The sequence below is a fragment of the Pyxidicoccus sp. M6 genome (assembly GCF_055568925.1).
On record NZ_CM145714.1, the window covers coordinates 330,107 to 353,303 of the forward strand.

20 protein-coding genes are annotated in these 23,197 nt (G+C 70.2%); 15 read left to right on the forward strand and 5 right to left on the reverse strand.

Annotated features, from left to right (window positions below):
• Window positions 1–163 precede the first annotated feature (163 nt).
• From ACVTJA_RS01285 to ACVTJA_RS01325, 9 genes are all read left to right on the forward strand, one after another.
• Window positions 164–2,761, forward strand: a complete 2,598-nt coding sequence (locus ACVTJA_RS01285; RefSeq protein ID WP_465833073.1) for an Ig-like domain-containing protein — start codon at window positions 164–166, stop codon at window positions 2,759–2,761.
• 67 nt (window positions 2,762–2,828) lie between these two features.
• Window positions 2,829–4,043: a hypothetical protein gene (locus tag ACVTJA_RS01290; RefSeq protein WP_465833075.1), complete on the forward strand. Its 1,215-nt coding sequence runs from the start codon at window positions 2,829–2,831 to the stop codon at window positions 4,041–4,043.
• Window positions 4,044–4,339: 296 nt separating this feature from the next.
• Window positions 4,340–5,455, forward strand: coding sequence for a porin (locus tag ACVTJA_RS01295; RefSeq protein ID WP_465833077.1), 1,116 nt, complete (start codon window positions 4,340–4,342; stop codon window positions 5,453–5,455).
• A gap of 142 nt (window positions 5,456–5,597) precedes the next feature.
• Complete coding sequence (kdpF, locus tag ACVTJA_RS01300) at window positions 5,598–5,687, forward strand: K(+)-transporting ATPase subunit F (protein ID WP_465833079.1); 90 nt, start codon at window positions 5,598–5,600, stop codon at window positions 5,685–5,687.
• Between the two features lie 11 nt (window positions 5,688–5,698).
• Window positions 5,699–7,426 carry a potassium-transporting ATPase subunit KdpA gene (gene kdpA / locus ACVTJA_RS01305; protein ID WP_465833081.1) on the forward strand — a complete coding sequence of 576 codons (1,728 nt, stop codon included), beginning with the start codon at window positions 5,699–5,701 and terminating at the stop codon, window positions 7,424–7,426.
• Window positions 7,423–9,483 (forward strand): potassium-transporting ATPase subunit KdpB, encoded by a 2,061-nt coding sequence (kdpB, locus tag ACVTJA_RS01310; RefSeq protein ID WP_465833083.1) that lies wholly within the window; start codon window positions 7,423–7,425, stop codon window positions 9,481–9,483. Before kdpA ends, kdpB begins: the two co-directional genes overlap by 4 nt.
• 12 nt (window positions 9,484–9,495) lie before the next feature.
• Window positions 9,496–10,140 carry a potassium-transporting ATPase subunit KdpC gene (gene kdpC, locus ACVTJA_RS01315; protein WP_465833085.1) on the forward strand — a complete coding sequence of 215 codons (645 nt, stop codon included), beginning with the start codon at window positions 9,496–9,498 and terminating at the stop codon, window positions 10,138–10,140.
• A gap of 325 nt (window positions 10,141–10,465) precedes the next feature.
• Window positions 10,466–11,635, forward strand: coding sequence for a sensor protein KdpD (locus ACVTJA_RS01320; RefSeq protein ID WP_465833086.1), 1,170 nt, complete (start codon window positions 10,466–10,468; stop codon window positions 11,633–11,635).
• Window positions 11,632–13,455, forward strand: coding sequence for a HAMP domain-containing sensor histidine kinase (locus ACVTJA_RS01325; protein ID WP_465833088.1), 1,824 nt, complete (start codon window positions 11,632–11,634; stop codon window positions 13,453–13,455). Before ACVTJA_RS01320 ends, ACVTJA_RS01325 begins: the two co-directional genes overlap by 4 nt.
• Before the next feature lie 3 nt (window positions 13,456–13,458).
• Here the strand turns inward: ACVTJA_RS01325 and ACVTJA_RS01330 are convergent, their stop codons facing one another.
• The 4 genes from ACVTJA_RS01330 to ACVTJA_RS01345 all read right to left on the reverse strand — a co-directional run bounded on the left by ACVTJA_RS01330 (window position 13,459) and on the right by ACVTJA_RS01345 (window position 16,413).
• On the reverse strand, window positions 13,459–13,743 hold the full coding sequence (locus tag ACVTJA_RS01330; RefSeq protein WP_465833090.1) for a VapC50 family PIN domain-containing toxin: 285 nt from the start codon (window positions 13,741–13,743) through the stop codon (window positions 13,459–13,461).
• Window positions 13,744–13,811: 68 nt separating this feature from the next.
• A complete protein-coding gene (locus ACVTJA_RS01335; RefSeq protein WP_465833092.1) occupies window positions 13,812–14,312 on the reverse strand; it encodes a helix-turn-helix domain-containing protein in 501 nt (166 codons plus the stop codon).
• Window positions 14,313–14,453: 141 nt separating this feature from the next.
• Entirely contained in the window at window positions 14,454–14,918 is a 465-nt protein-coding gene (locus ACVTJA_RS01340) for a hemerythrin domain-containing protein (RefSeq protein ID WP_465833094.1), read from the reverse strand.
• Between the two features lie 145 nt (window positions 14,919–15,063).
• The gene (locus tag ACVTJA_RS01345) at window positions 15,064–16,413 is read right to left on the reverse strand and encodes a sigma-54-dependent transcriptional regulator (protein WP_465840747.1); all 1,350 of its coding nucleotides are present in this window, start codon (window positions 16,411–16,413) and stop codon (window positions 15,064–15,066) included.
• A 396-nt stretch (window positions 16,414–16,809) separates the two neighbouring features.
• On the opposite strand from ACVTJA_RS01345, the gene ACVTJA_RS01350 reads away from it, so the two are divergent.
• From ACVTJA_RS01350 to ACVTJA_RS01365, 4 genes are all read left to right on the forward strand, one after another.
• Entirely contained in the window at window positions 16,810–17,076 is a 267-nt protein-coding gene (locus ACVTJA_RS01350; protein ID WP_465833096.1) for a hypothetical protein, read from the forward strand.
• A gap of 207 nt (window positions 17,077–17,283) precedes the next feature.
• Window positions 17,284–17,682, forward strand: coding sequence for a hypothetical protein (locus ACVTJA_RS01355; protein WP_465833097.1), 399 nt, complete (start codon window positions 17,284–17,286; stop codon window positions 17,680–17,682).
• Between the two features lie 311 nt (window positions 17,683–17,993).
• On the forward strand, window positions 17,994–18,341 hold the full coding sequence (locus tag ACVTJA_RS01360) for a hypothetical protein (protein ID WP_465833099.1): 348 nt from the start codon (window positions 17,994–17,996) through the stop codon (window positions 18,339–18,341).
• Window positions 18,342–18,415: 74 nt separating this feature from the next.
• Window positions 18,416–18,901: a PTS sugar transporter subunit IIA gene (locus ACVTJA_RS01365; protein ID WP_465833100.1), complete on the forward strand. Its 486-nt coding sequence runs from the start codon at window positions 18,416–18,418 to the stop codon at window positions 18,899–18,901.
• A 33-nt stretch (window positions 18,902–18,934) separates the two neighbouring features.
• Here the strand turns inward: ACVTJA_RS01365 and ACVTJA_RS01370 are convergent, their stop codons facing one another.
• The gene (locus ACVTJA_RS01370; protein WP_465833101.1) at window positions 18,935–20,539 is read right to left on the reverse strand and encodes a toxin-antitoxin system YwqK family antitoxin; all 1,605 of its coding nucleotides are present in this window, start codon (window positions 20,537–20,539) and stop codon (window positions 18,935–18,937) included.
• A 54-nt stretch (window positions 20,540–20,593) separates the two neighbouring features.
• Between ACVTJA_RS01370 and ACVTJA_RS01375 the strand changes: the two genes are divergently transcribed.
• Entirely contained in the window at window positions 20,594–21,865 is a 1,272-nt protein-coding gene (locus ACVTJA_RS01375) for a M16 family metallopeptidase (protein ID WP_465833102.1), read from the forward strand.
• Window positions 21,862–23,157 carry a M16 family metallopeptidase gene (locus ACVTJA_RS01380; RefSeq protein ID WP_465833104.1) on the forward strand — a complete coding sequence of 432 codons (1,296 nt, stop codon included), beginning with the start codon at window positions 21,862–21,864 and terminating at the stop codon, window positions 23,155–23,157. Before ACVTJA_RS01375 ends, ACVTJA_RS01380 begins: the two co-directional genes overlap by 4 nt.
• Window positions 23,158–23,197: the final 40 nt, after the last annotated feature.

Below are 23,197 nucleotides of genomic sequence, written 5' to 3' on the forward strand. Positions count from 1 at the left end.
TAGTGGACGCGTCGATGCGGCGCTCGTTGTGGACGCGACGCAAACACTGTTCCAGAGGGTGCCACGCCGTGGAGCGGGCTGGCACGTTCGTACGAGAGGCGGTTCCTTGGGGGTCCTGGGGCTTGCCGCTATTCTTGCGGGCCTCCGTACAGAGGACATGGACATGCATCGACCGCACACGACTCGTCTGGGCCTGCTGCTGAGCGCATGCGTGCTGGTGACGATGGCGGGCTGCCATCAGGACGAGCATCCGCCTATCAACCTGGAGCCCTCCGCTTCCGCGAGGGTGGTGGTGGCACTGCCACGCTCGCTGCCGCTGGCATCGGTGGCGCGAGTGGTGGCCACGGCGACGCCAGCCGGAGGAGCGCCGGTTCACCAGGACCTGGCCAGCGAGGGAGCGAGCTGGCAGGGCTCGGTGCGCGTGCACTCGGGCGCGGGCGCCACGGTGGAGGCGGAGGTGTTCGACGCGCAGGGCGCGTCCCTGGCGCTGGCGCGGGTGTCCGAGGTGTCCCTGGCGAAGCACCGCACGGGGCTCATCGTCCTGGTGCCGGGGACGCAGTCGCGGGGCGAGCCGTCGGGCAACGTGGCGCCCATCATCGACGCGGTGGTGGGCTCCGCGCAGGGCGTGAAGCCGGGCGCGGCGCTGTCGCTGCGAGCCGTCGCGGGCGACGCGAACGCGGGAGACACCGTGTCCTACGCGTGGCGGGCCACGGGCGGCAGGTTCTCCGATGACACGACCGCGACGCCGGTGTGGACGGCGCCCGCGGAGCCGGGGGCCGTCACGTTGACGCTCCAGGTGACGGACTCGCACGGCGCGGCGGCGACGCTGGACTTCGTGGTGGGCGTGGACCGGGGTGGTGGGCTGGTACCGGCCAGCAGGGCCGTGTTCAACCGCAGGCCCTCGCTGTCGGAGTTGACGGCGCAGCCCTCGGGAGAGGTGAGCGAGGGCACCCCGGTGTCGCTCCAGGCGCTGAGCGTGGACGAGGATGGGGACGCGCTCAGCCTCGAGTGGAAGGCCTCGTGCGAGGGGACCTTCGAAAACGCGACGGCGGCCCAGGCGAGCTTCACGCCCACGGCGCTGCCCTCGGGGGCGTGCAACAACTGCAAGTTGACGCTCTCGGTGAGCGACGGGTTCGGCGGCGAGCGTGAGGGCTCGGTGGAGCTGTGCGTGGTGCGCAAGCTGCCGCCGGTCATCGTGACCACGTCACAGTCCTCGGAGGGGGCCACGGCGGGAAACCTGGTGCGCCTGGTGGCCACGGCGGAGGACCCGCAGCGCGAGCCGCTCACCTTCACGTGGACGGCGAGCACGGGGCTCCTGGGGCCTCCGGCGAAGACGGGCGGCACGGGCGAGGTGGACTGGACGGCGCTGTCCTGCCTGCCGGCGGGAGTGGAGCCCACGGTGCGGCTCACCGTCACCAACAGGTCGGGGCTGAGCGACTCGCACACCTTCGCGGTGGCATGGAACGGAGGGCGGTGCGGCCAGCATCCGCCGTGCTCCGTGACGCTGGAGGACGCGAAGGTGACGATGCAGGCGGACTGCACGACGGAGACGACGGTGTTCATCCCGGACGGGTACACGTTCGACGGAGCGGGGCACGAGCTCACGGTGGTGGACCCGGAGGGCGGCCGTTTCCTGGGCGCGGTGCTGCGCAACCGGGGCACGGAGGCGGACGTGCGCGCGGTGAAGGTGGTGGGCCGCGCGCTGACTGGAGCGGGGAAGTGTGACGGCGGAGAGGACGCGCTGGCCGGCATCCGGCTGATTGGGGCGAGCGGGTCGGTCGTCGACAGCGAGGTGCGGGACCTGTTCCAGCCGGGTGGCAATGGCGGGTGCCAGGAGGGCATCGCCATCGAAATTCGTCATGCGATGGATGCGGCCTCGGCGCTGCGCGTGGACGTGCTGCGCAACCGGGTGGTGGGCTTCCAGAAGGGAGGCATCCTCGCGTCGGGCAGGTTGGACGTGAGGGTGGAGAACAACACGGTGGACGGCGGCGGGCCGGTGTCTGCGATTGCGCGCAATGGCATCCAGGTGAGCTCGGGGGCGACGGGGCGTGTGACGGGGAACTCGGTGACGGGCCACTCGTACACGGGGCCGGGGTACACGGCTTCGGGCATCCTGGTGGTGGGCGGGCCGTACTACGGCGTGCCGCTGAGCCTGGACGTGGTGGTTCGCGACAACACGCTGGCGGACAACGACGTGGGCATCAACCTGTCGCAGGCGGCGGCGGATGGTGGGCCGCTGCCGGAGTCCACGCGCATCCAGGTGGTGGACAACACGCTGAGCAGCGCGGCGCTGACGAACGGGTATCCGTATCAGGCGGCCATCTCGGACTACGGCGGTGGCAACGTCATCAGCCGGAACCACATCAGCGGTGCGGGGTATGACCGGGCGACGTCACCGGGGGCCACGTTCGACGTGGACGTGGTGGCGGGAGCGGCGGCGCGGGTGGTGTTCCTCTCTGAGGGGCAGCAGGTGGCGGCGGGAGCCTGCTCGGGGGCGCTGGTGGTGCAGAGCCAGGACGCGGTGGGCAACCTGTCCGCGCTGACGACGCCGACGCTGATGGTGGAGGCGGCGGGCGTGACGTTCTACGCGGATACCGCGTGCACGCAGGCGCTGCCTGCGTCGGGAGCGGGCGCGGCGCTGAATCTGGAGGCGCCACAGCAGGAGGCGCAGTTCTTCTTCCGCACCACGCAGGCGGGAGCCGTCGCCGTGTCCGTGACGGGAGACGGCGTGAGCGCGTCGCAAGTACAGACAGTGAAGTGAGCGGGCATCTTCGACCCCGCGCACGGCGCTTCGATGAGTGTGGGCCGCGATGTAGCTTCGCTGGCCCATGGGCTCGTACGACTACCGCTGTCTGTTGAGCGGCATCTCCCTGCGCGGCGCGGAGTGCGTCGCCATCGTGCTGCAACGTGAAGCGCAAGGCTGGCAACCGGCGTCGCTGCCGATGCGCGGCAGCTACAACGGGTATGGCACCATCCGCAGCAGCTTCCGCGAGAGAAGCTACATCGACGACCAGGCCACACGCTCCTTCGAGGACGCCGTCGGTGAAAAGCGCATCAAGCTCGATGTCGAAGCCACGGATGCATGGCGGCGCTCCGACACGGAGGGTCTCGACCGGATGCTCGCGACCATCGAGCGCGCCACGACGGGACACGGCACCGTCATGTTCTCGGGGCGGCGCGTCGCGCACACGCTCATGGACGCCGCCTTCTTCGATGCCATCTGCGCGGAGCTCACGGAGACACAGGAGTCGACGACCGCCCTGCTCGAGCGCGTGTTGCCGACAGCACTGGGGCGCTGGTGGTACAGCGACCTCGCGGAGTCGCCCATCCGCGACGTGCAATCCCTGCTGCGCATGGGGTTGCTCCAGGTCGCGGCCATCAGCGCCTGGATGCAACAGCACGGCATCGAATGGGCGACACCCCCCGTGTTCAGTGGCCCTGGCGAGCAACACTTCGAGGAGCAGATGCTCGCGTCGTTTCGCGCGGCGCGTTCCCGCTTCGCCGAGGAGCCCTGGAGCCACGACGTGCTCGGTGGGATTGGCCAGCGCATCGAGAAGGCCATGCGCTTCTTCGGCGCGGATGCAGGCTGGATTCGCCACATCGATGTCAGCTGGTATGCCGTTGCGATTGGCGACGCACGTCTTGCCTGCACGCGGCTCGAAGAGCTCTCGGCGCGCATCGCGGATGAGTTCTACGACCCCGCCGAGCTCATCGGTGTCAGCGCGGAGTTGCTCGTGATTGACCGCGGCGACATCGCGGCGCGCGTCGACCTTCGCCGCTACATCCGGCTGCGCGGCGGGGACCGCTCCGCGACCCTGGATGACGTCGCGGCCTGGGAGGAGATACTGACCGAGCCCGGTGCGGAGCCACGGCTCGAGCTCGCTCCGCTCGATGTTCCGGCGCTGCGCGCACCAATTGCGGTCGGGCGCGGAGACTCTTCCGACGTGCTGTTCATCGTCCCGACGCCTCCGCCAGACTGGCTCACTGACGAGGAGCAGTACGAGGCGCTCATTCCATTCTCGTTTGGAGACGCCGACACGTGAGCGGGCCGTAGCGCACTTGGCGAGTCGGACGCGGCTTCGCGCGCCAGGGGATTTCCACGGACGTGCTCGTCTCGTCGCTCGAAGTGGATGCGGTGGCTCATGCACCCAAGCAGCAGTCTCTCCACGGCCCGTCAGCCACCCGACGCTCGGACCCGGGCCTTCACCGTGCACGACGTCCCACGTCCATTCGTGCAAGTTGCAACCAGCCCGCGCGGCCCACGCGCGTAACCGATGGGAAACGCTCAGGTTGCACCCGGCCCTGAGTGGTACGTCGGATGCTCTAGAGGGGGCACGTCATGTCCCCTTCCGCGCTTCCCACCCTGCTGTCCGCGCTGCTCTCCCAGGCCGAGCCTGCCGAGGCCGAGCAGCCCACCGAGTCCGAGCCTCCCAGCCTCCTCTCCCGCCTCAAGGTCGAGGGCGGCGTCGACACGTACTTCGCCTACAACTTCAACCGCCCCGTCGACTCCGCCAACTTCATCTCCGGCACCGGCACCACGGCGAAGCGCCACAACGAGGTGTCCGTCAACCTCGCCTCGCTGGGCGTGCGCCTTGCCCCGGAGCCCGTCGGCTTCCGTGTGCTGCTGGGCTTCGGCACCGCCATGGACGTGCTGCACCTGTCCGAGCCGGAGGGCGAAGCGGTGGGCCCGGACGTGTGGCGCTTCCTCCAGCAGGCCTCGCTCTCCTATGCCATCGGCCCGCTGATGCTGGAGGCCGGCGTCTACCCCAGCCACATCGGCCTGGAGTCACTCCAGTCGCAGCTCAACTGGACGTACACGCGCTCGTGGATGGGCGAGCTGTCGCCCTACTACCAGACGGGCCTCAAGGGCACCTGGTCGTTCAATGACACCTGGAGCGCCCAGTTCCACTTCATCAACGGCTGGCAGACCATTGGCGAGCACAACCACGGCAAGGCCCTCGGCACCCAGGTGGCCTACGCGGGGCCTCGTCTGTCCGCGGCCTTCAACACCTTCATCGGCGAGGAGGGCGCCGAGGGCAGCGACGGCCTGCGTCTCTTCGCGGACGTGGTGGCCACGTACAAGGTGACGGATGCCCTCAGCGTCGCGGCCACCGCGGACGTGGGCACGCAGGACGTTCCCGGCGGCGACGACGCACGCTGGTACGCCGCCGGACTCAACGCCCGCGTGCAGCTCGCCCGGCCTGTCGCCGTGTCCGCCCGCGTGGAGGCCTACCGCGACGACAACGGCCTCATCACCGGCACCGAGCAGACGCTCACCGGCGGCACCCTCACCGTCGAGGTGAGGCCCGCCGAGTACCTCGTCCTCAAGTTGGAGGCCCGGCACGACCGCTCCACGGAGGACGTCTTCTCCGGCCAGGACACGACCGCCGATGGCTCACCGGTGCTCGAGGACTCCGAGACGCTCCTGGCGCTGGGGGCTGTCGCTTACTTCTGACCTCTTCACGCGGCGCGGCCATGCCGCCGAGACCGCGCAACGGAGCCCTGAATGGACCTCGTCCTCGTCCTCGTCACCGTCGGTTTCTTCGCGCTCGCGTGGGCCTACACCCACGGCTGCGAGCGCCTGTGAGGTACCCGCCATGAACTTCGAATACGCCGCCGGCGCCCTGCTGTCCGTGCTGCTCACCGCCTACCTCGTCTACGCCCTGCTCCGCCCGGAGCGCTTCTAGGGGCCCCTCCAATGACTCTCATCGGCTGGTTGCAGATACTGCTGTTCTTCGTGCTGGTGCTCGCGGTGACGAAGCCGCTGGGCAGGTACCTCTTCCGCGTCTTCGAGGGTGACACGCAGCCGCTGCCTCGCGTGCTCGGCCCGGTGGAGCGCGGGCTGCTGCGCCTGTGCGGCGCGGCGGACAAGCGCGAGCAGAGCTGGGTGCAGTACTCCCTGTCGCTGCTCGCCTTCAGCCTCTTCGGGCTCCTCATCACCTACGTCCTCCTGCGCGCACAGCATGTGCTGCCGCTCAACCCGCAGGCGCTGCCGGCGGTGGGACCGGAGCTGGCCTTCAACACGGCCGCCAGCTTCACCACCAACACCAACTGGCAGTCCTACGCCGGTGAATCCACCATGAGCTACCTCAGCCAGATGGCCGGGCTGGCGTGGCACAACTTCACCTCCGCCGCGGCCGGCATCGGCGTGGCACTCGCGCTGGCTCGCGGCTTCACCCGCCGGCCCGGCCCGGAAGGGCACAAGACGCTGGGCAACTTCTGGGTGGACCTCATCCGAGGCACGCTCTACGTGCTGCTGCCCATCTGCTTCGTCTACGCGCTCTTCCTCGTGTCCCAGGGCGTGCTGCAGAACTTCTCCGCGTACCACGAGCTCGCGACGCTGGAGGGTGGCAAGCAGACGCTGGCCATGGGCCCGGTGGCCTCGCAGGAGGCCATCAAGATGCTGGGCACCAATGGCGGTGGCTTCTTCAACGCCAACAGCGCCCACCCCTTCGAGAACCCCACGCCGCTCACCAACCTGGTGCAGCTGCTCTCCATCTTCGCCATTCCCGCCGCGCTCACGTACACGTACGGGAAGATGGCCGGTGACACGAAGCAGGGCTGGGCCCTCTTCGCGGCCATGTCCATCCTCTTCTTCGCGGGCGTGGCCGTCGCGTACGGCGCCGAGTCGCAACCCAACGCGGCCGTGGCCTCCGCGTCGCAGGTGGTTCATGACGGCAACATGGAGGGCAAGGAGGTGCGCTACGGCCTCTCCGCCTCCGCGCTCTTCGCCACCGTGACGACGGACGCGTCGTGCGGCGCCGTCAACGCCATGCACGACAGCTTCAACCCGCTGGGCGGCCTGGTGCCGCTCGTCAACATGCAGCTCGGCGAGGTCATCTTCGGCGGTGTCGGCGCGGGCCTCTACGGCATCCTCATCATGGTGGTGCTGTCCGTCTTCATCGCCGGCCTCATGGTGGGCCGCACGCCCGAGTACCTCGGCAAGAAGATTGAAGCGAAGGAGATGAAGCTCGCCATGCTGTACGTGCTCGTCTTCCCGCTCTTCATCCTCGGGCTGGCGGCGGTGGCGGCGGTGATTCCGCAGGGCGTCTCCTCGCTGAACAACGCGGGGCCGCACGGCCTGTCGGAAATCATCTACGCGTTCACCAGTGGCGCGGCCAACAACGGCAGCGCCTTCGCCGGCCTCAATGCCAACACGCCCTTCTGGAACATCGCCCTGGGCGTGGCGATGCTCGGCGGGCGCTTCCTGATGATTGTCCCCGCGCTGGCCATCGCCGGCAGCATGGTGGGCAAGAAGGTGGTGCCGGCGGGCCCGGGCACCTTCCCCACCAACGGCACCCTCTTCACCGGACTGCTGGTGAGCGTGGTCCTCATCGTCGGCGCGCTCACCTTCTTCCCCGCTCTCTCCCTCGGTCCCATCGTCGAGCACTTCCTCGCTGGCGCCGGAAAGGTCTACTCGCCATGAGCTCCGCTGCCTCGAAGCCGGCGTCGCTCTTCGATGCGTCGCTCCTCAAGCCCGCGTTGTTGGACAGCCTGAAGAAGCTCCACCCGCGCGACGTGGCCCGCAACCCCGTCATGTTCGTGGTGTGGGCCGGCAGCCTCCTCACCACGGTGCTGGTGGTGAAGGACCTGGTCTCGCCCCGCACGGACGGCGCGCCGCTGTGGTTCACCGTGTCGGTGACGCTGTGGCTGTGGTTCACCGTCCTCTTCGCCAACTTCGCCGAGGCCGTGGCCGAGGGACGCGGCAAGGCCCAGGCCGGCGCGCTGCGGAAGATGCGCAAGGACACCACCGCGCGGCGCCTGGTGGACGGGAAGGAGACGCGCGTGCCCGCTCCTGATTTGCGCAAGGGCGACCTCGTGGTGTGCGAGGCGGGCGACCTCATCCCCGGTGACGGCGAGGTGGTGGAGGGCATCGCCAGCGTGGACGAGTCCGCGATTACCGGCGAGTCCGCCCCCGTCATCCGCGAGTCCGGCGGAGACCGCTCGGCGGTGACGGGCGGCACCAAGGTGCTGTCCGACCGCATCGTCGTGCGCATCTCCGTCAACCCGGGCGAGTCCTTCCTGGACCGGATGATTGGGCTCGTGGAGGGCGCGGCGCGGCAGAAGACGCCGAACGAGATTGCGCTCCACATCCTGCTGGTGGGCCTGACGATTGTCTTCCTGCTCGCGTGCGTGACGCTGGTGCCGCTGGCGCTCTACTCGGGCGTGCCGTTGTCGGGCACGGCGGTGGTGGCGCTGCTGGTGTGCCTCATCCCCACGACGATTGGCGGCCTGCTGAGTGCCATCGGCATCGCGGGCATGGACCGGCTCCTGCGCAAGAACGTGCTGGCCATGAGCGGTCGCGCGGTGGAGGCGGCCGGTGACGTGGACACGCTGCTCCTCGACAAGACGGGGACGATTACCCTCGGCAACCGCATGGCCACGGAGCTGTTGCCCATGCCGGGCATCCGCATGGAGGAGCTGGCGGAGGCCTCGCAGCTCGCGAGCCTCGCCGACGAGACGCCGGAAGGGCGCTCCATCGTCACGTTGGTGAAGGACGTCTACAAGCTGCGCCCGCGCGAGCTGCAGGCGCACCACGCCACCTTCGTGCCCTTCACCGCGCAGACGCGCATGAGCGGGTGCGACCTGATTGACCCGAACCCGCGCAGCATCCGCAAGGGCGCGGTGGACGCCATCGTGAAGCACGTGCAGGCGCAGGGCGGAACGGTGCCGGCCGAGCTGACGCAGGCGGCGGGCCGCATCGGCGACGCGGGCGGCACGCCGCTGGCGGTGGCGGATGGGGCTCGGCTGCTGGGCATCATCCACCTGAAGGACGTGGTGAAGGGCGGCATCAAGGAGCGCTTCGACCGCTTCCGCGCCATGGGCATCCGCACCGTGATGATTACGGGCGACAACCCGCGCACCGCGGCGGCCATTGCGCGCGAGGCCGGCGTGGACGACTTCCTCGCGGAGGCGACGCCCGAGGCGAAGCTGGCCCTCATCCGCACCGAGCAGGGCAAGGGCAAGCTCGTGGCCATGACGGGCGACGGCACCAACGACGCGCCCGCGCTCGCCCAGGCGGACGTGGGCGTGGCGATGAACACCGGCACGCAGGCGGCGAAGGAGGCGGGGAACATGGTGGACCTCGACTCCAACCCCACCAAGCTGCTGGAGGTGGTGGAGGTGGGCAAGCAGTTGCTGATGACGCGCGGCACGCTCACCACCTTCTCCATCGCCAACGACGTGGCGAAGTACTTCGCCATCCTCCCCGCGCTCTTCATGGGCGTCTTCCCTCAGATTGCCCCGCTCAACGTCATGGGGCTGACGTCGCCGTTCAGCGCCATCCTCTCCGCGGTCATCTTCAACGCGCTCATCATCATCGCGCTCATTCCCCTCGCGCTGCGTGGCGTGCGCTACCGGCCGCTGGGCGCGGCGGCGCTGCTGCGGCGCAGCCTGCTCATCTACGGCGTGGGCGGCGTCATCGTCCCCTTCGTGGGCATCAAGGTCATCGACCTGATGCTCGGCGCCGTGGGCCTGGTCTGAAAGGAATCCATCATGGTCTCCACACTCGTCACCGCCCTGCGCGCCTGCGTCGTCACCCTGGTGCTCACGGGCGTGCTGTACCCGCTGGCCGTCACCGGGGTGGCGCAGCTCCTCTTCCCCGGCGAGGCCAACGGCTCGCTGGTGAAGGACGAGCAGGGCCGCGTGGTGGGCAGCGGCCTCATCGCGCAGGGCTTCACCCGTGCGGGCTACTTCCAGCCGCGTCCTTCCGCCGCCGGCAGCGGCTACGACGGCGCGGCGTCATCGGGCAGCAACCTGGGGCCCACGTCCCAGAAGCTGAAGGACCGCGTGGCCGCCGACGCCGAGCGACTGCGCCGCGAGAATCCGGACGCGCAGGGCCCGGTGCCGGCGGAGCTCGTCACGGCCTCCGCGTCCGGCTTGGACCCGCACCTGTCTCCGGAGTCGGTGCGCTGGCAGGTGCCACGCGTGGCGAGGGCACGCGGCGTGGCGCCCGAGCGGGTGCTGGCGCTGCTGGACTCGCACGTGGAGGGCCGCACCCTGGGCGTGCTGGGCGAGCCTCGCGTCAACGTGCTGATGTTGAACCTCGCCATGGACCGGCAGTTCGGCCAGCTCCCCACGGAGCCCGAGCGAGGCACGGAGGCGAGGATTGGCGGAAGCCCGGCGCCGGGAAGGCAGTGAGCCATGCAGCCCGCTCTCGACGCATGTCCTCGCTGTGCCCGGTGGCGCACGACACGCTCGTTCACCTGGTACGCCCTGCTGGTCATCGGGGGACTCACCACGCTGGCGGCCCTGCTGGGGGACCCTCCACTCGCGGGGTCGGCGCTGCCGCTGCTCGTCTTCTGGGGCCTGGGGCTGGTCTTGTGCGGCGCCGTGTTCCTCTGTTCGGTTTGCTGCCCATGCCGGCGGAGAAAGGCGGCCCGGGGATGAGCCCCGCCACGCTTCCCATGCATTTCGTTCGTCGCACGGGCATCCTCGGCCCGGCCCGTCTCCCGAGGGCCCGAGGATGACGATGACACGGCGCTCGCGCGCTGAGGACTTCCTGGAGTTGGTGGAGCGGGGCCGGCGCGGCCGGCTCAAGCTCTACATCGGCTTCGCGGCCGGCGTGGGCAAGACGTACCGCATGCTGGAGGAAGCGCACGCGCTGAAGCGCCGGGGCGTGGACGTGGTGCTCGGCTTCGTGGAGACGCACGGCCGCAAGGAGACGCAGGTGTTGGTGGACGGCCTGGAGGCGGTGCCTCGCAAGCCGTACACCTACCGCGACGTCACCGTGGAGGAGATGGACCTGGACGCGGTGCTCGCGCGCAAGCCCCAGGTGGCGGTGGTGGACGAGCTGGCCCACACCAACCTCCCCGTGTGCCGCCACCGCAAGCGCTACCAGGACGTGCAGGAGCTGCTGGACGCGGGCATCAACGTCATCGGCGCCTTCAACGTCCAGCACCTGGAGAGCCTGAACGACTTGGTGGAGCGCACCACCGGCGTCACCGTGCGCGAGACGATTCCGGACAGCTTCCTCAAGGGCGCGGACCAGGTGGTGAACCTGGACCTCGCGGTGGAGGACCTGCACGAGCGGCTCAAGGCGGGGAAAATCTACGCAGAGGACAAGGTGCCCCACGCGCTGGAGCGCTTCTTCAAGGGGGAGAACCTGTCCACGCTGCGCGAGCTCGCGCTGCGCGAGGTGGCCGAGAGCCTGGACCGCGCCACCGCCGGGCAGTCGCCTCGCGAGGGAGACGAGTCTCCACAGAAGGGCGCGGCGTGGGGCCGGGTGCTGGTGGCGCTGTCCAGCTTCCCACCGCGCGCGGCCACGCTGCTACGGCGGGGCTCGCGCATGGCGGGGCGGCTCAACACGGACTGGTTCGTCGTCTACGTGGAGACGCCGCGTGAGGCGCCGCACCTCATCGACTCGGAGGCGCAGCGGCACCTCCTGGCGAACATCGAGAAGGCGAAGGAGCTGGGCGCGGAGGTGGTGAAGCTGCGCGCGAAGGACCCGGTGGAGGCGATTCTGGACTTCGCGCGCTCGCATGGGGTGGGGCACATCATCGTCGGGCGCTCGCACCAGCCGTGGTGGAGGCGCATGCTGGGCCGCGCGGCGGACATGCGTCTGGTGCGCGAGGGCGAGGGCTTCGACATCCACGTGGTGGCCTTCGAGCAGCCGCAGGAGGAGCGCCGCCCATGACGCTGCGGGAGCGGTTGTTGCTGGCACAGGCACCGCTGGCGCTTGCCCTGGTGCTGGTGGGCGTGGTGGCGGTGGCCACGCTGTCGCGGCTGGGGCGCTCGGGTCAGGAAATCCTCCAGGACAACTACCGAAGCGTGCTGGCCATGCAGCGGGTGACGGAGCAACTGGAGCGCATGGACAGCGCCGCGCTCTTCATCGTCGCGGGCGAGCGCGAGCGGGGCGTGACGCAGCAGGCGGAGCAGCGCCCGGTGCTGACCGAGGAGCTGCGGGTGCAGGAGGGCAACGTCACCGAGCCCGGCGAACGCGAGGCCACGCGCCGCCTGGGCGAGGCGTGGCGACGGTATGTGAAGGAGTATGACGCCTTCCTTACGCTGTCCTCCCATGCGGCCGAGCGCGAGGCGTACTTCCAGGCGCTGGAACCCGCCTTCCAGGAGGCGAAGGCGGCGGCGGCGGAGATTCTCGCGCTCAACCAGGACGCCATGGTGCGCAAGAGCGATGCGCTGCGGAAGCAGAGCACGCGGGTGAACACGCTGATGGTGACGGTGGTGTTGGCGGCCTTCGTGATGGGGCTGTTCGCATCCACGTCGCTGACGCACCGGGCGCTGCGGCCGGTGTCGGTGCTGTCGCAGGCGGTGCGGCGGCTGGGGAAGGGGGACTACGCGGCGCGGGCGGTGGTGACGGGGAAGGACGAAATCGCGCAGCTCGGGCAGGACTTCAACGCCATGGCGGAGGCGCTGCAGCAGTACCGGCAGAGCAGCCTGGGCGAGCTGCTCCAGGCTCAGTCCGCGTCACAGGCGGCCATCGACAGCCTGCCAGACCCGGTGGTGGTGTTCGGCGCGGGGGGCGGGCTGCTCAACGTGAATCGCTCGGCGGAGGACGTGCTGAGGCTGTCGCTGGAGGAGGGCGGGGACGTGCTGGGACGCGTGGCCCCCGAGGCGCGCGAGGTGCTGGAGCGCGTGCGCGGGCACGTGCTGGGCGGCCGGGGCGCGTATCAACCGAGGGGCTACGAGGAGGCGGTGCGGGTGCCGCTGCCGGAGGGGGACAGGTGGCTGTTGCCCCGTGCCAGCCCGGTGTACGGCGAGACGGGTGACGTGGTGGGGGCGACGGTCATCCTCCAGGACGTGACGCGGCTGCGGCGCTTCGACGAGCTGAAGAACGATTTGGTGGCCACGGTGGCGCACGAGTTCCGCACGCCGCTGACGTCGCTGCGCATGGCGGTGCACCTGGTGGCGGAGGGCGTGGTGGGGCCGGTGACGGAGAAGCAGGCGGACCTGCTCTTCGCGGCGCGCGAGGACTGCGAGCGGCTGCAGGGAATCGTGGATGACCTGTTGGACCTGTCGCGCATCCAGGCGGGGCAGCTCCAGTTGGAGGTGCGGCGGGTGCCGGCGGAGGAGCTGGTGGACGCGGCGCTGGACGCGCACCGTGCGGCGGCGGAGGAGCGCGGGGTGCGGCTGTCGCGGCAGGTGTCGCTGGACGTGGAGGCGGTGGAGGTGGACCCGGACCGGCTGGGATTGGTGCTGGGCAACCTCGTGGGCAACGGAGTGAAGCACACGCCGACGGGGGGCGAGGTGGAGGTGCGGGTGTCGCGCGAGGAGGGGCGGGTGCGCTTCGAGGTGCGCGACACGGGAGAGGGGATTGCGCCGGAGCAACAGGCGCGCATCTTCGAGAAGTTCTACCGCGCGCCCGGCGCTCCGGCGGGAGGCGCGGGGCTGGGATTGTCGATTGCGAAGGACATCGTGCAGGCCCACGGCGGGGACATCGGCGTGGTGAGCGCGCCGGGGCAGGGGAGCACGTTCTGGTTCACCCTGCCGCAGTCGTGAGCTTCAGCGGTCCGTGATGGGAGGAGGAAGCAGGGCGCGAACCTCCTGGATGAAACCGGGCACGGAGCGGGCCAGTCCGTCCAACAGTCGCTCGAAGGTGATGGGCGGGTTCTTCAGCCTCGATGCCTGCTGGTGCAGCACGTCGAGCATGACCGCTGGCTCCTGGCTCAGCAGGTTCTGCAGGAAGGCGTCAGGAGCTCGCGCGAGCATGTGCCTTGGCAGGTGCTCGGTGAGGACGTTCGCATCGAGGATGACCGGGAAGGGGGCGTGGAGCACGGGCGGGCTCATGACAGCCGCTCGGAGAGCAGCGCCATGCCGCTCCGCGAGGTGACCTCATGAGTCACATGCCGAGCATACTACCTTCCAAATTCCGGGTAGCCTCCTGCCTCCTTCGTTTCCCGAACCATCTCCGCGAGGATGGCGCGGCGCTCTTCATCCCGCTTCGCGCGAAATGCGAGCACGTCCTGGGTGAGGAGACGCCGGTGCGTCCCCGTGCGGTGGAAGGGAATCTTCCCCTCATCGAGGAGCTGTACGAGGTACTGGCGCGAGACATTGAGCAGGTTGGCGGCCTGCTGCGTGGTGAGCTCCTTCTGGACGGGGACGATGGAGACGGCATCGCCCGAGGCCAGGACGGACAGGAGTTGCTGGAGCAGCGTCAGCACGTCCCGGGGAACGGGCAGGGCCTCGTGATTGGGACCCAGAATCGTGAACCTCGGAGTGTCTCCCCGTCCCTGAAGCGTCTCGGTGAAGAGTTTCGCGAGCTGCTGGACTTGCCCCAGGCTTGCCTCGGTTGCCGCGATGGGCTCCGAGACAGGCGCGAGCTCGGTGGAGGGAGCGTCGGACTCGGGCGGGGACATGGGGACTCCGGCAGCGCATGACAGGTTGAATCACTCTGCATAGGATGGGCACAAACGACGCAACCGCAAGTGCCCTTCCTGGCGTTCTCGGAGAAGGGTTGCCGTATCCGACTCAAGTGCAACCCGGCCGTTTCTCCAGCCTCAGATGTTTGCGCCCTCCAGCTTGCTCATCTCTTCGCGGCGTACGGCGGAGGCGGTGCGGACGATGTCGTTGCACGACATGCCGATTTCCTTCTCGGTCACCTTCTGACCGAACTGAGGAAGCACGTTCTTCTCCTCGTCGGCCACGTGGCTCTTCACCACGCGCTCCAGGTCGTTCACCTTGCCGGCCATGCCGTTGATGTCGTTGCGCATGCGGAGCATGTCGGCGATGAGCTGCTTCATCTCCCCGTGCTCTTCCACCGAGTGCTGAATCTTGTCCTCGCCAATCACCCGGCGCGCGACGGGGTATATCCACCGCTCCTCAATCGTGGAGTGCAGCGTGAGCGCCTCCGCGAGCTGGATGCACAGCTCCTTCTTGCTCACGTCGTCCTGCGCGTTCCGGAATGCCTCGAACAGCGCGTCGACCTCGCGGTGCTGCTGAATCAACAGGTCAATGACGTCCACGGATGGGCTCCTTGTCTCGGGTCTGTGCCTTCCAACGGTCCGCACGACCGCCGAGCCTCGCAATCACCGGCTCGGCCGCGCGGGGCCTCGCACGCCCGACACCCGCCACGCCTGTCGCTTCCATCCGGCCAGCAGGCCGAGCGGCTCAGCCCTCTCCCGGAGTCCCCGCCTCGTACTTCTTCCGCTTGCGCCACAGCGTGGACGCGTCAATGCCCAGCACCCTCGCCGCCTCATCCAACGTGGGCGCGGACGTCATGACGCGCAGGATGTGCTCGCGCTCCACCTCCTCCAGCGTGTGCGGCCCACCCAGCGTCACCAGCGAGCCACCCGCCGCGGCGATGCGCTCCGGGAAGGCCTGCGGCTCCAGCACGTTCGCCGGCCAGACGATGAGCGCGCGCTCCATCGCATTGCGCAGCTCGCGCACGTTGCCCGGCCAGGCGTACGCCAGCAGCATCTTCTCCGTCGCGGGCGACAGCTCCGGCACCGCCCGCTGCGCTGCCTTCGCGAAGAAGGCCACGAAGCGGCGCGCCAGCGGCAGCACGTCCTCCGGCCGCTCGCGCAGCGCCGGCAGCTTCACCTCGATGACGTTCAACCGGTACATCAGGTCCTCGCGGAAGCGTCCCGAGGCCACGTCCTGCTCCAAATCGCGGTTCGTCGCCGCCACCACCCGCACGTCCGCCTTGCGCGTGCGCCCCTCGCCCAGGCGCTCGAACTGCTTCTCCTGGAGGAATCGCAGGAGCTGCGCCTGGAGCGCGGGGCTCATCTCCGCGACCTCGTCCAGGAACAGCGTGCCCCCTTCCGCCTGCTCCACCCGGCCCGGCTGGTCCTTCACCGCACCGGTGAAGGCGCCGCGCACGTGGCCGAACAGCTCGCTGGCCAATAGCTGCTCGGACAACGTGGGGCAGTTCACCGTGACGAAGGGCCGGCGCCGCCGCGCGCTCATGGAGTGCAGTGCTCGCGCCAGCACGCCCTTGCCCGTGCCGCTCTCGCCGCGCAGCAGCACCGCCGCGTCGGACGCCGCCGCGCGCGTAATCAGGCCAATCGCCGCGTGCATCGCCGGGGAGGTCGTCTCCAGCGTCGCCTCCGGCACGGACTGCGCGAGCTGTCCCTCCAGGCTCTCCAACTGCGACGACAGCTCGCGGTGCGAGCGCGCCCTGTCGAGCACGTGCCGAATCTGTGCCGGCGTGAAGGGCTTGGGCAGGTAGTCGCGCGCACCGCGCCGCACCGCCTCCACCGCCGTGTCGAACGTCGCGTAGGCGGTGATGAGGACCACGTCCAGGTTGGGGGACTCGGCGAGCAGCTTCGGCAGCAAATCCAGTCCGCTGGAGGTGCCCAGTCTCAGGTCCACGAAGGCCAGGTCGGCAGGCCCCTGGGCGAGCGCCGCCAGGGCCGCCTCGGCGGTGGCTGCCTCGCGCACCTCGCACCCGAAGCCCTCCAGGCACACCCGCAGGGTGGTGCGGATGTTGCGTTCGTCATCCACCACCAGCACCCGCATTGGGCGCTCACCGGCCACCGGCGTCACGTCCGTCCGTGCATCCATGCGCCAATCCTAAGGTGCATCCCGCGCGCCGGGCCGTGCCATGTGCCGGGCCCGAGGGAACTCGCGGACTTCACTCTGCCCGTTCGCCCTCGTGCCCTGTACTTCGCAACCGAGAACGCAACCTGCCTTGCGGTTTGCAACCCGCTTCGTCCCGATGACGTCTCGTGCACACCCTGGAAAGTGGTGCTGGCATTGCCGACCGTAATGCAGTGAAACAGGCGGGGTATGCGTCTGACTGGGATGATGTCCGGAGGGCCGCCGCCCGGGGAGGGTGGCGACGACAACATCTTCACTAGGGACCGTCCGCCCTCCAGTGGAGAGAAGCGGGTCCGCCAGGCAGTGGTGGTGGGCGTGGTGTTGCTGGTCCTCCTCGGCGTGTGGCTGTACCTGCAGGGCGGGGAGAACCGGGCCCTCAACGCCATGTCCCCCGCACAGCGAGCGGCCTTGTTCCAGGAGACGCGCGACAGCATCCGGCTGATGTGCCTGAGCGACGCGGGCGTGAAGAAGGCCTTCATGGCCCGCTGCATGAAGCAGGCGGACTTCCTCACCCGTTTCCCCGAGTGCGACGAGGCGTGCAAGCGGGAGATTGAGCCCATGCTGCCGCCGCCGTCCCGCTGAACGCACGCGCGTGATTCCCGACGGGCCGGCCACGCTGGAGCCCGGGAATCAGGCTCCGGAGCGAGCCGCGAGCGCGGGAGTCCTGAATCCGGTTCCGCTCCCCGCGCTGCCGGATGCACGACGTCCGGCGGACACTCCTTGCCAGATGCACGATGCGCCCCATCCACGAGGGCGTCTCTCCTCGGGCGAGTGGGGCGCGCTCGCGGCATGGCGCTTGCGATGGTGGTGGGGTGCATGCGCCTCTACCTCGTCGACGTCGAGCCCACTCCACCTGTTCCTACCCTTGATGACGAAGGGAAGGTGATTCGCGGCCCTTCGCGTCTGTGGTGGGCGGCCGTGCTGGGGGCGCTCCTCTTGGCGGGGTTGTTGTTCGCCGCCGCCGGGTGGCTGGCGTCCGAGCGCCGGGCCATCCTCTCCATGGATTCGTCCGCCCGCGAGCCCCTCTTCCAGCAGACATGGGAGGGCTTCGAGCAGCTTTGCGTAAAGGGCTCGCCGGACTTGTTCGCTGACCGCTGCCGTGAGCAGGCCCGCTTCCTGTTGCTCTTCCCCGAGTGCCAGGGCGTCTGCCTGGAGCAGGCCCGCCTCCGCACGCGCGCCTCCCGCTGAGAAGGCGCCAGGGCTTCATGAGGCATCTCTCCCGCGTTTCCGACGGGCACGAGCTCCGCGCCGGAGCGCGAGGTCTCCGGCGCGCCTCCTTGTCCGAGGACCCGATGCGGCCTCGTCTCCCACGGAGGGAGCAGGGACGCGGGCGGCCCGTGCGCTTCGCAAGGCGGCATCGTGCGATTCGCGAGGGTGCCCGGCGCGAGAGGCTCCCAACTCGTTGGAATCCCGGCTCCTGGCGTGGGGCGGAGGCGGCACGCAACCTGCGTAGGCATTGGGCAGGCCCGGGGAATCGATGCCTCCGGCCTGGAGGACTCATGTGGTTGCCGGTATTCGTGAAGTCGCTTCGCTTGTTGCCCCAACCGCCCGTCGAATCCACGTCCTGGGAAACCAACCTCAAGGCCGTGCACCTGCTGGACGCGGAGGGACTGGTGGAGGCGCGCATGCGTGCCGAGCAGGTGCTCGCCGGAGCGCGCCAGTGCCTGTGCTGCCGAGGTCTGCTGGCGCACCTGTTCGACCGGCTCGGCTCAACGCTGTTCCTGGATGACGACCCGGAGCAGCTCGCACAGGCGTTCGACGAGGACGAGCGCGACCTCTTCACCCCTCGCGTGCTCGCCGCGTGCATCGTCCTCCGCGGGCGTGAGCGGCTGGCGCCCACCGGCTGAAGCGGCGCGTGCCGAGCGGCGACTGGGGATACATCTTTCGTGCGGGCGGCGCTCGCCGTCAGGGGAGACGGAGCATGCTGTGGTGGACGGACTTTCTCGGGATGGACGCCATCCGTCCGGCTCTGGAAGGACGCAACCGGGCGGAGGTGCTGGCGGAGTTGCTGGCACCGCGCGCGGAGGTGCCCGCGCATGAGCTGGCGGCGCGGCTGCTGGAGCGTGAGCGGCTGGGCAGCACGGCCATGCCTGGAGGCGTGGCCGTTCCCCACTGCCGGCTTCCGGGCGTGCCTCGCATCGTCACCTGCGTGGGCATCCACCGGGGCGGGCTGGCCTTCGGCGACGCAGAGGACGGACTGGTACGAATCTTCGTGGGCGTGGTGTCTCCGCCGGACACGGCGGGCCTGCACCTGAATGTGCTCGCGCGCATCGCCAGCATGCTGCGCGAGGCACCCCTGAGGGAAGCGCTGCTGCGCGCGCCCTCGGCCACGGCGATTCACGCGCTGCTGGCGGGAGTCGAGCGGGACCTCGTGGCCTCGCGGACGGAGGCGGCCCAGGCGAGGTGAGTCACGGCCGTAGTGCGAGTCGGCCAGCGGCCGTCAGGGCGCGGACTGCGACGAGAGCTCCACGCCCTCGGGCTTCTCCTGGACGCCGAAGCCGTTGGCCCGGGCCCGCCGCAGCGTGAGTTGGTACAGCGCGGCCACCTTCGGGTCCTTCTCCGCGCGACGCTGGAGCTGCGCGAGCCGCTCCTGCCACCACTGTCGCGTGTGGCCTCCGCGCACCTCTTCCACCTCGGTCGCGCTCGACGGCAATGAGGAGGCCAGCGTGGCATTGCCCGCGAAGACGGCCGCGACGCCCGCAGTCTCCGCGTCCGCGCCGCCTCCCTCGCTCCACTGCTTCGCCACCTTGCCCTCCGCGTCCCGCCGCACCCACCACCCCGAGGGCCTGCCCTGGTTGTATGCGCCCTCGACCTCCACCAGCCCGGACTCGAACCAGCTCGCGGCGCGGCCGTGTGCCAGGCCCTGTTGGAACTGCCTGCGCGACTTCGGACTGCCGCTGGCGTGGAACGTGGTGCTCGGCCCCTCTCGCTTGCCGTTCACATACGCTTCTTCCAGCGCGAGCCGCCCTCCCTGCCCGTACAGCCGCCACGTCCCGTGCGGCAGCCCCCGCGCATAGGTCCGCTCCTCCCACCGCGCTCCCTGCTCGCTCCACGTCTGGAAGGTGCCGTGGGGCTGGCCGTCCTGGTACTCGCCGCTCGCGAGCAGCCGACCGTCCGGGGCGCGCACCTGCTCCCGCCCGTGTCTCCGCCCATCCGGCAGCACGCAGGCGCTCATCCGAAGGCCGCCCGCTTCCAAGGTGCGCCGCAGCGCTGTTCCCTCCGCACACGCCCGTGCCTCGGTCCGGGAGAGTCCGCTTCCCACCAGCACCGCACCGGTGGCAACCAGCGCCCCCACCCAGACGCCCTTCAGGCGCGAGTGCGACGGCGCGGCCGTGCGTGCCCGCGCGCTCGACGCTCCGGGCTGCGCGCCGGCACGCAGCAGCGCCAGGAGCGCCCGTCCCACGCCAGCCATCACCACGGCGAAGGCCACCGCCGACAGGGCCCGCAGGCCCCAGGCCGCCGCGGGCAGGACGAGTCCTCCGGGCCGCCGGGCAGCGATGGCCAGCAACACCACCGCGCCCACGTGCAGCACCGCGGCCACCGCGGTCCTCTCCCTCAGTCGCGTGCGGAGCCCGGATGACCGGGACTCGGCGGCCCGCCCCAGCTCGCCCAGGACATACGGGCCGCCCACGAGCTGCACGCCGGGTACGAGCGCCAGCGCCACGCCCTCCAGCACGTCCCAATTCAGCGGGGCCCGGGCCCGCGCCGCCAGCCGGTGGCCGACCCACAGCGCGAGCGCCACCAGCACCCAAGGCAGCAGAGCGAGCAGCCAGGCGGAGGCAGGAAAGAAGTCCGACGGGGCCCGGGTGAGCACCGGCGCCAGCAGGGCCACGTCCAGCAGGGACGGGAAGCGCTCGGGCAGGGCCGCCTGCGCCACCAGCACCCCGCCCGCGCCCACCAACGCCGTCACACCGAGGAGGAACAGGCCCCGCACCCCTCCGGGGCGCTCACCCCCCACGAGCGCGCCGCAGTGCGCGCAGCGCGCCTCGGACGAGGACAGGGGGTGCTGGCAGGAAGGGCAGGAGGACGGAAGGGGCGCGGCCATGATTCACTGCGCAGCCTGCCTCGTCTGTCCTTCCCTTTTCCAGTCCCCCGCTTCATGCGCCTTTCACGCTTCGCGTCTGTCTTTTCCACGACCCTCGCGCTCTTACTGCTGGCGCCTGGCGCGCTCGCCGCGCCTTTCGAGGTGGAGACCTTCCGCCCCTCGGCCCAGCATCCGCTGCTGCTGCTCGCGCCGCGGGAGTCGAGCCAGTCGACGCTCACCATCATCTTCGACGTGGGCGCCGTGGATGATGGCCTCGAGCGCGGGCTGACGCGCGTCACCCAACATACGCTGCTGCACGCCAACGCGCGGGTCGACTACGAGAAGCTGGCGCTCTCCCTCTACGGCGCCGCGGCCACGTTCGAGATGTACACCGGGCTGCACGAGAGTCGCTTCACCCTCACCGCGCCCTCGGGAGAGTTCAACGCGCTCGCCCGCACGCTGCTCACCGCCATCCTCTCGCCGCGCATCGAGGCGGGGCGCTTCGAGACGGCGCTGGAGCGGGCCGGCAATGACTCACAGCCGCTGGACCCGGGTGTGTGGCTGGAGTTGCTGCTGGTGCGCACCCTCCTGGACGAGCGCCGCTACAAGCAACCCGGCCTGGGCTCGCTGGCGAAAATCGACGGCATGCCCGTGGAGACGGTGCGTGAGCACCTGTCCAAGCTGATGGCGCCGTGCAACGCCACCATCCTCGTCACCGGGCGATTCGATGCGAAGGCGTTGCGTACCCTGGTGTCGGGCATGCGTGGAGGGGTGCCCCACCCGCAGCCGCGTCCCAAGCTGAAGCTGCCCTTCAAGCGCCAGGCGCCGGCGCCTCGCGAGGTGCAGGTGCTGGCCTATCCCATCCGCATCGAGACGCCGGGCCACGCCGCGGCGGCGCGCGTGCTCGCCTCGCTGTTGGAGGAGCGGCTCTTCCAGCGGTTCCGCAACGCCGGGGCGGGCTACGGCTTCGCCTCCGAGCCGCTCTTCACGACCACGCTGGATGCGCTCGCGCTCATCCTGCCGGCGGCGGAGAAGTCGGGCATCGACCTGGGCCCCTTCCTGCGCGAGGAGGTCCGCGCGGTGAGCGAGGGCCAGTTGGAGCCCGGCGCCTTCGAGCGCCACCGGCAGTCCACCCTCGTCCGGTTGCGGCTGGCCGACAAGGACCCGCGCCGCGTGGCGGAGGAGCTGCGCGCCGCGCGCCAGCGGCCGGCCTGGTACGGCCCGGCGCTTCCCGAGGCGCTCGCGTCGCTCACCCCGGAAACCCTGCGCGAGGTGGCCGCCTCCTGGCTGCGCGAGGACTCCACCATCCAGCTCCACTTCGTCAACCGGCCGGAGGCACGGGAATGAGCGCGCATCTCTTCCGGGCCCTGTCCGCGGTGCTGCTGCTCCTCTCCACGTCCGCCCTGGCCAGGGGGCGGGGCGGTCCGGCGCGCGTCACCACCCGCGTGGAGCAGCTCCCCGACGGCGGCGAGCTGGTGCTCTCCCTGCGACCCGGCGCGGAGCAGGCCTCGCTGCACTACGTGGTGCGCACGGGCTCGCAGAAGGACCCGCGGGGAAAGGAGGGGCTGGCGCACCTGCTCGAGCACGTCATCTTCCATGGCAGCCACGACGTGCAGGGCGAGGACTTCCGGCAAGCGGTGAAGGCGGCGGGCGGCGACATCAACGGCTTCACCAGCGCCCACTCCACCACCTTCGTGTTGCAGGCCCCCGCGGAGGCCTTCCTCCCGCTGGCGGAGCAGCTCGTGCGCATCGTCACCAGTCCGGTGCTCGACCCCCGGCGCATGCAGCGCGAGGTGGACATCATCCGCACCGAGCGGAGGTACTTCGGCCAGGACCCGGGCTTCCGCGAGCACCTGGAGGACTCCCTCTTCACGGGCATGGGCTCGCGCTCCATCCTCGGCGACCAGCAGACGCTCGGCGGAATCTCTCGCGAGGACCTCGTCGGCTTCTACACGCGGCACTACGTCCCGGCCAACACCAGCATCGTCGTCACCGGAGGCGTCGAGCGCGAGCAGGTGCTGGAGATGCTCGAGCGCGCGGTGCTGCTGCCGCCCTCCCTGCCCGGCGAGTACTCGCCCACCCCGGTCGCTCCACCGCTGCTGCCCATCGAGCAGACCACGCGCGCGGCCATCAGCCTCATCGCCTACGGGTATGCGGTGGCGCCGAAGGACCTGGGCACGTGTCCTCGCGCCGCGGCCCTGCTGCAGTTGCGGCTGCTGCGCTCGCTGCACATCGAGGAGCCCATGGCCATGGGCTTCCAGGTGGAGTGCATGTCCCTGCGCGGCAATACCTTCCTCCTGGCGCTGGCCTTCAGCGCGTCGCTGCACGCCAGCACGCTGCCGGACCGGATGCAGCAGGCCTTCGCGCAGCTGGCGAGGCAGCCCCCCACGGCCGCGGAGGAGAAGCGGGTGGACCAGCACCTGAAGCAGGAGCGCGCGCGGATGGCCGAGGACGACCTGCGGCGGGGCGAGGCGCTGGCGGACGCGGTGGCGCAGCCGCATGCGGGGGCGCTCAACCCCGCCCTGTTGCTGGTGGAGCCGCCCGCCCGCCTGCCGCGCAGGGCCGTGCAGGACTTCGCTCGCCGCACCTTCACCTCCGAGCGCCAGGTGGTGGTGAACTTCTCGCCCTTCGCCGGCTGAAGGCCCAGGTCCTTGTCGGCTGGAGGGCTCCGCCCGGGCT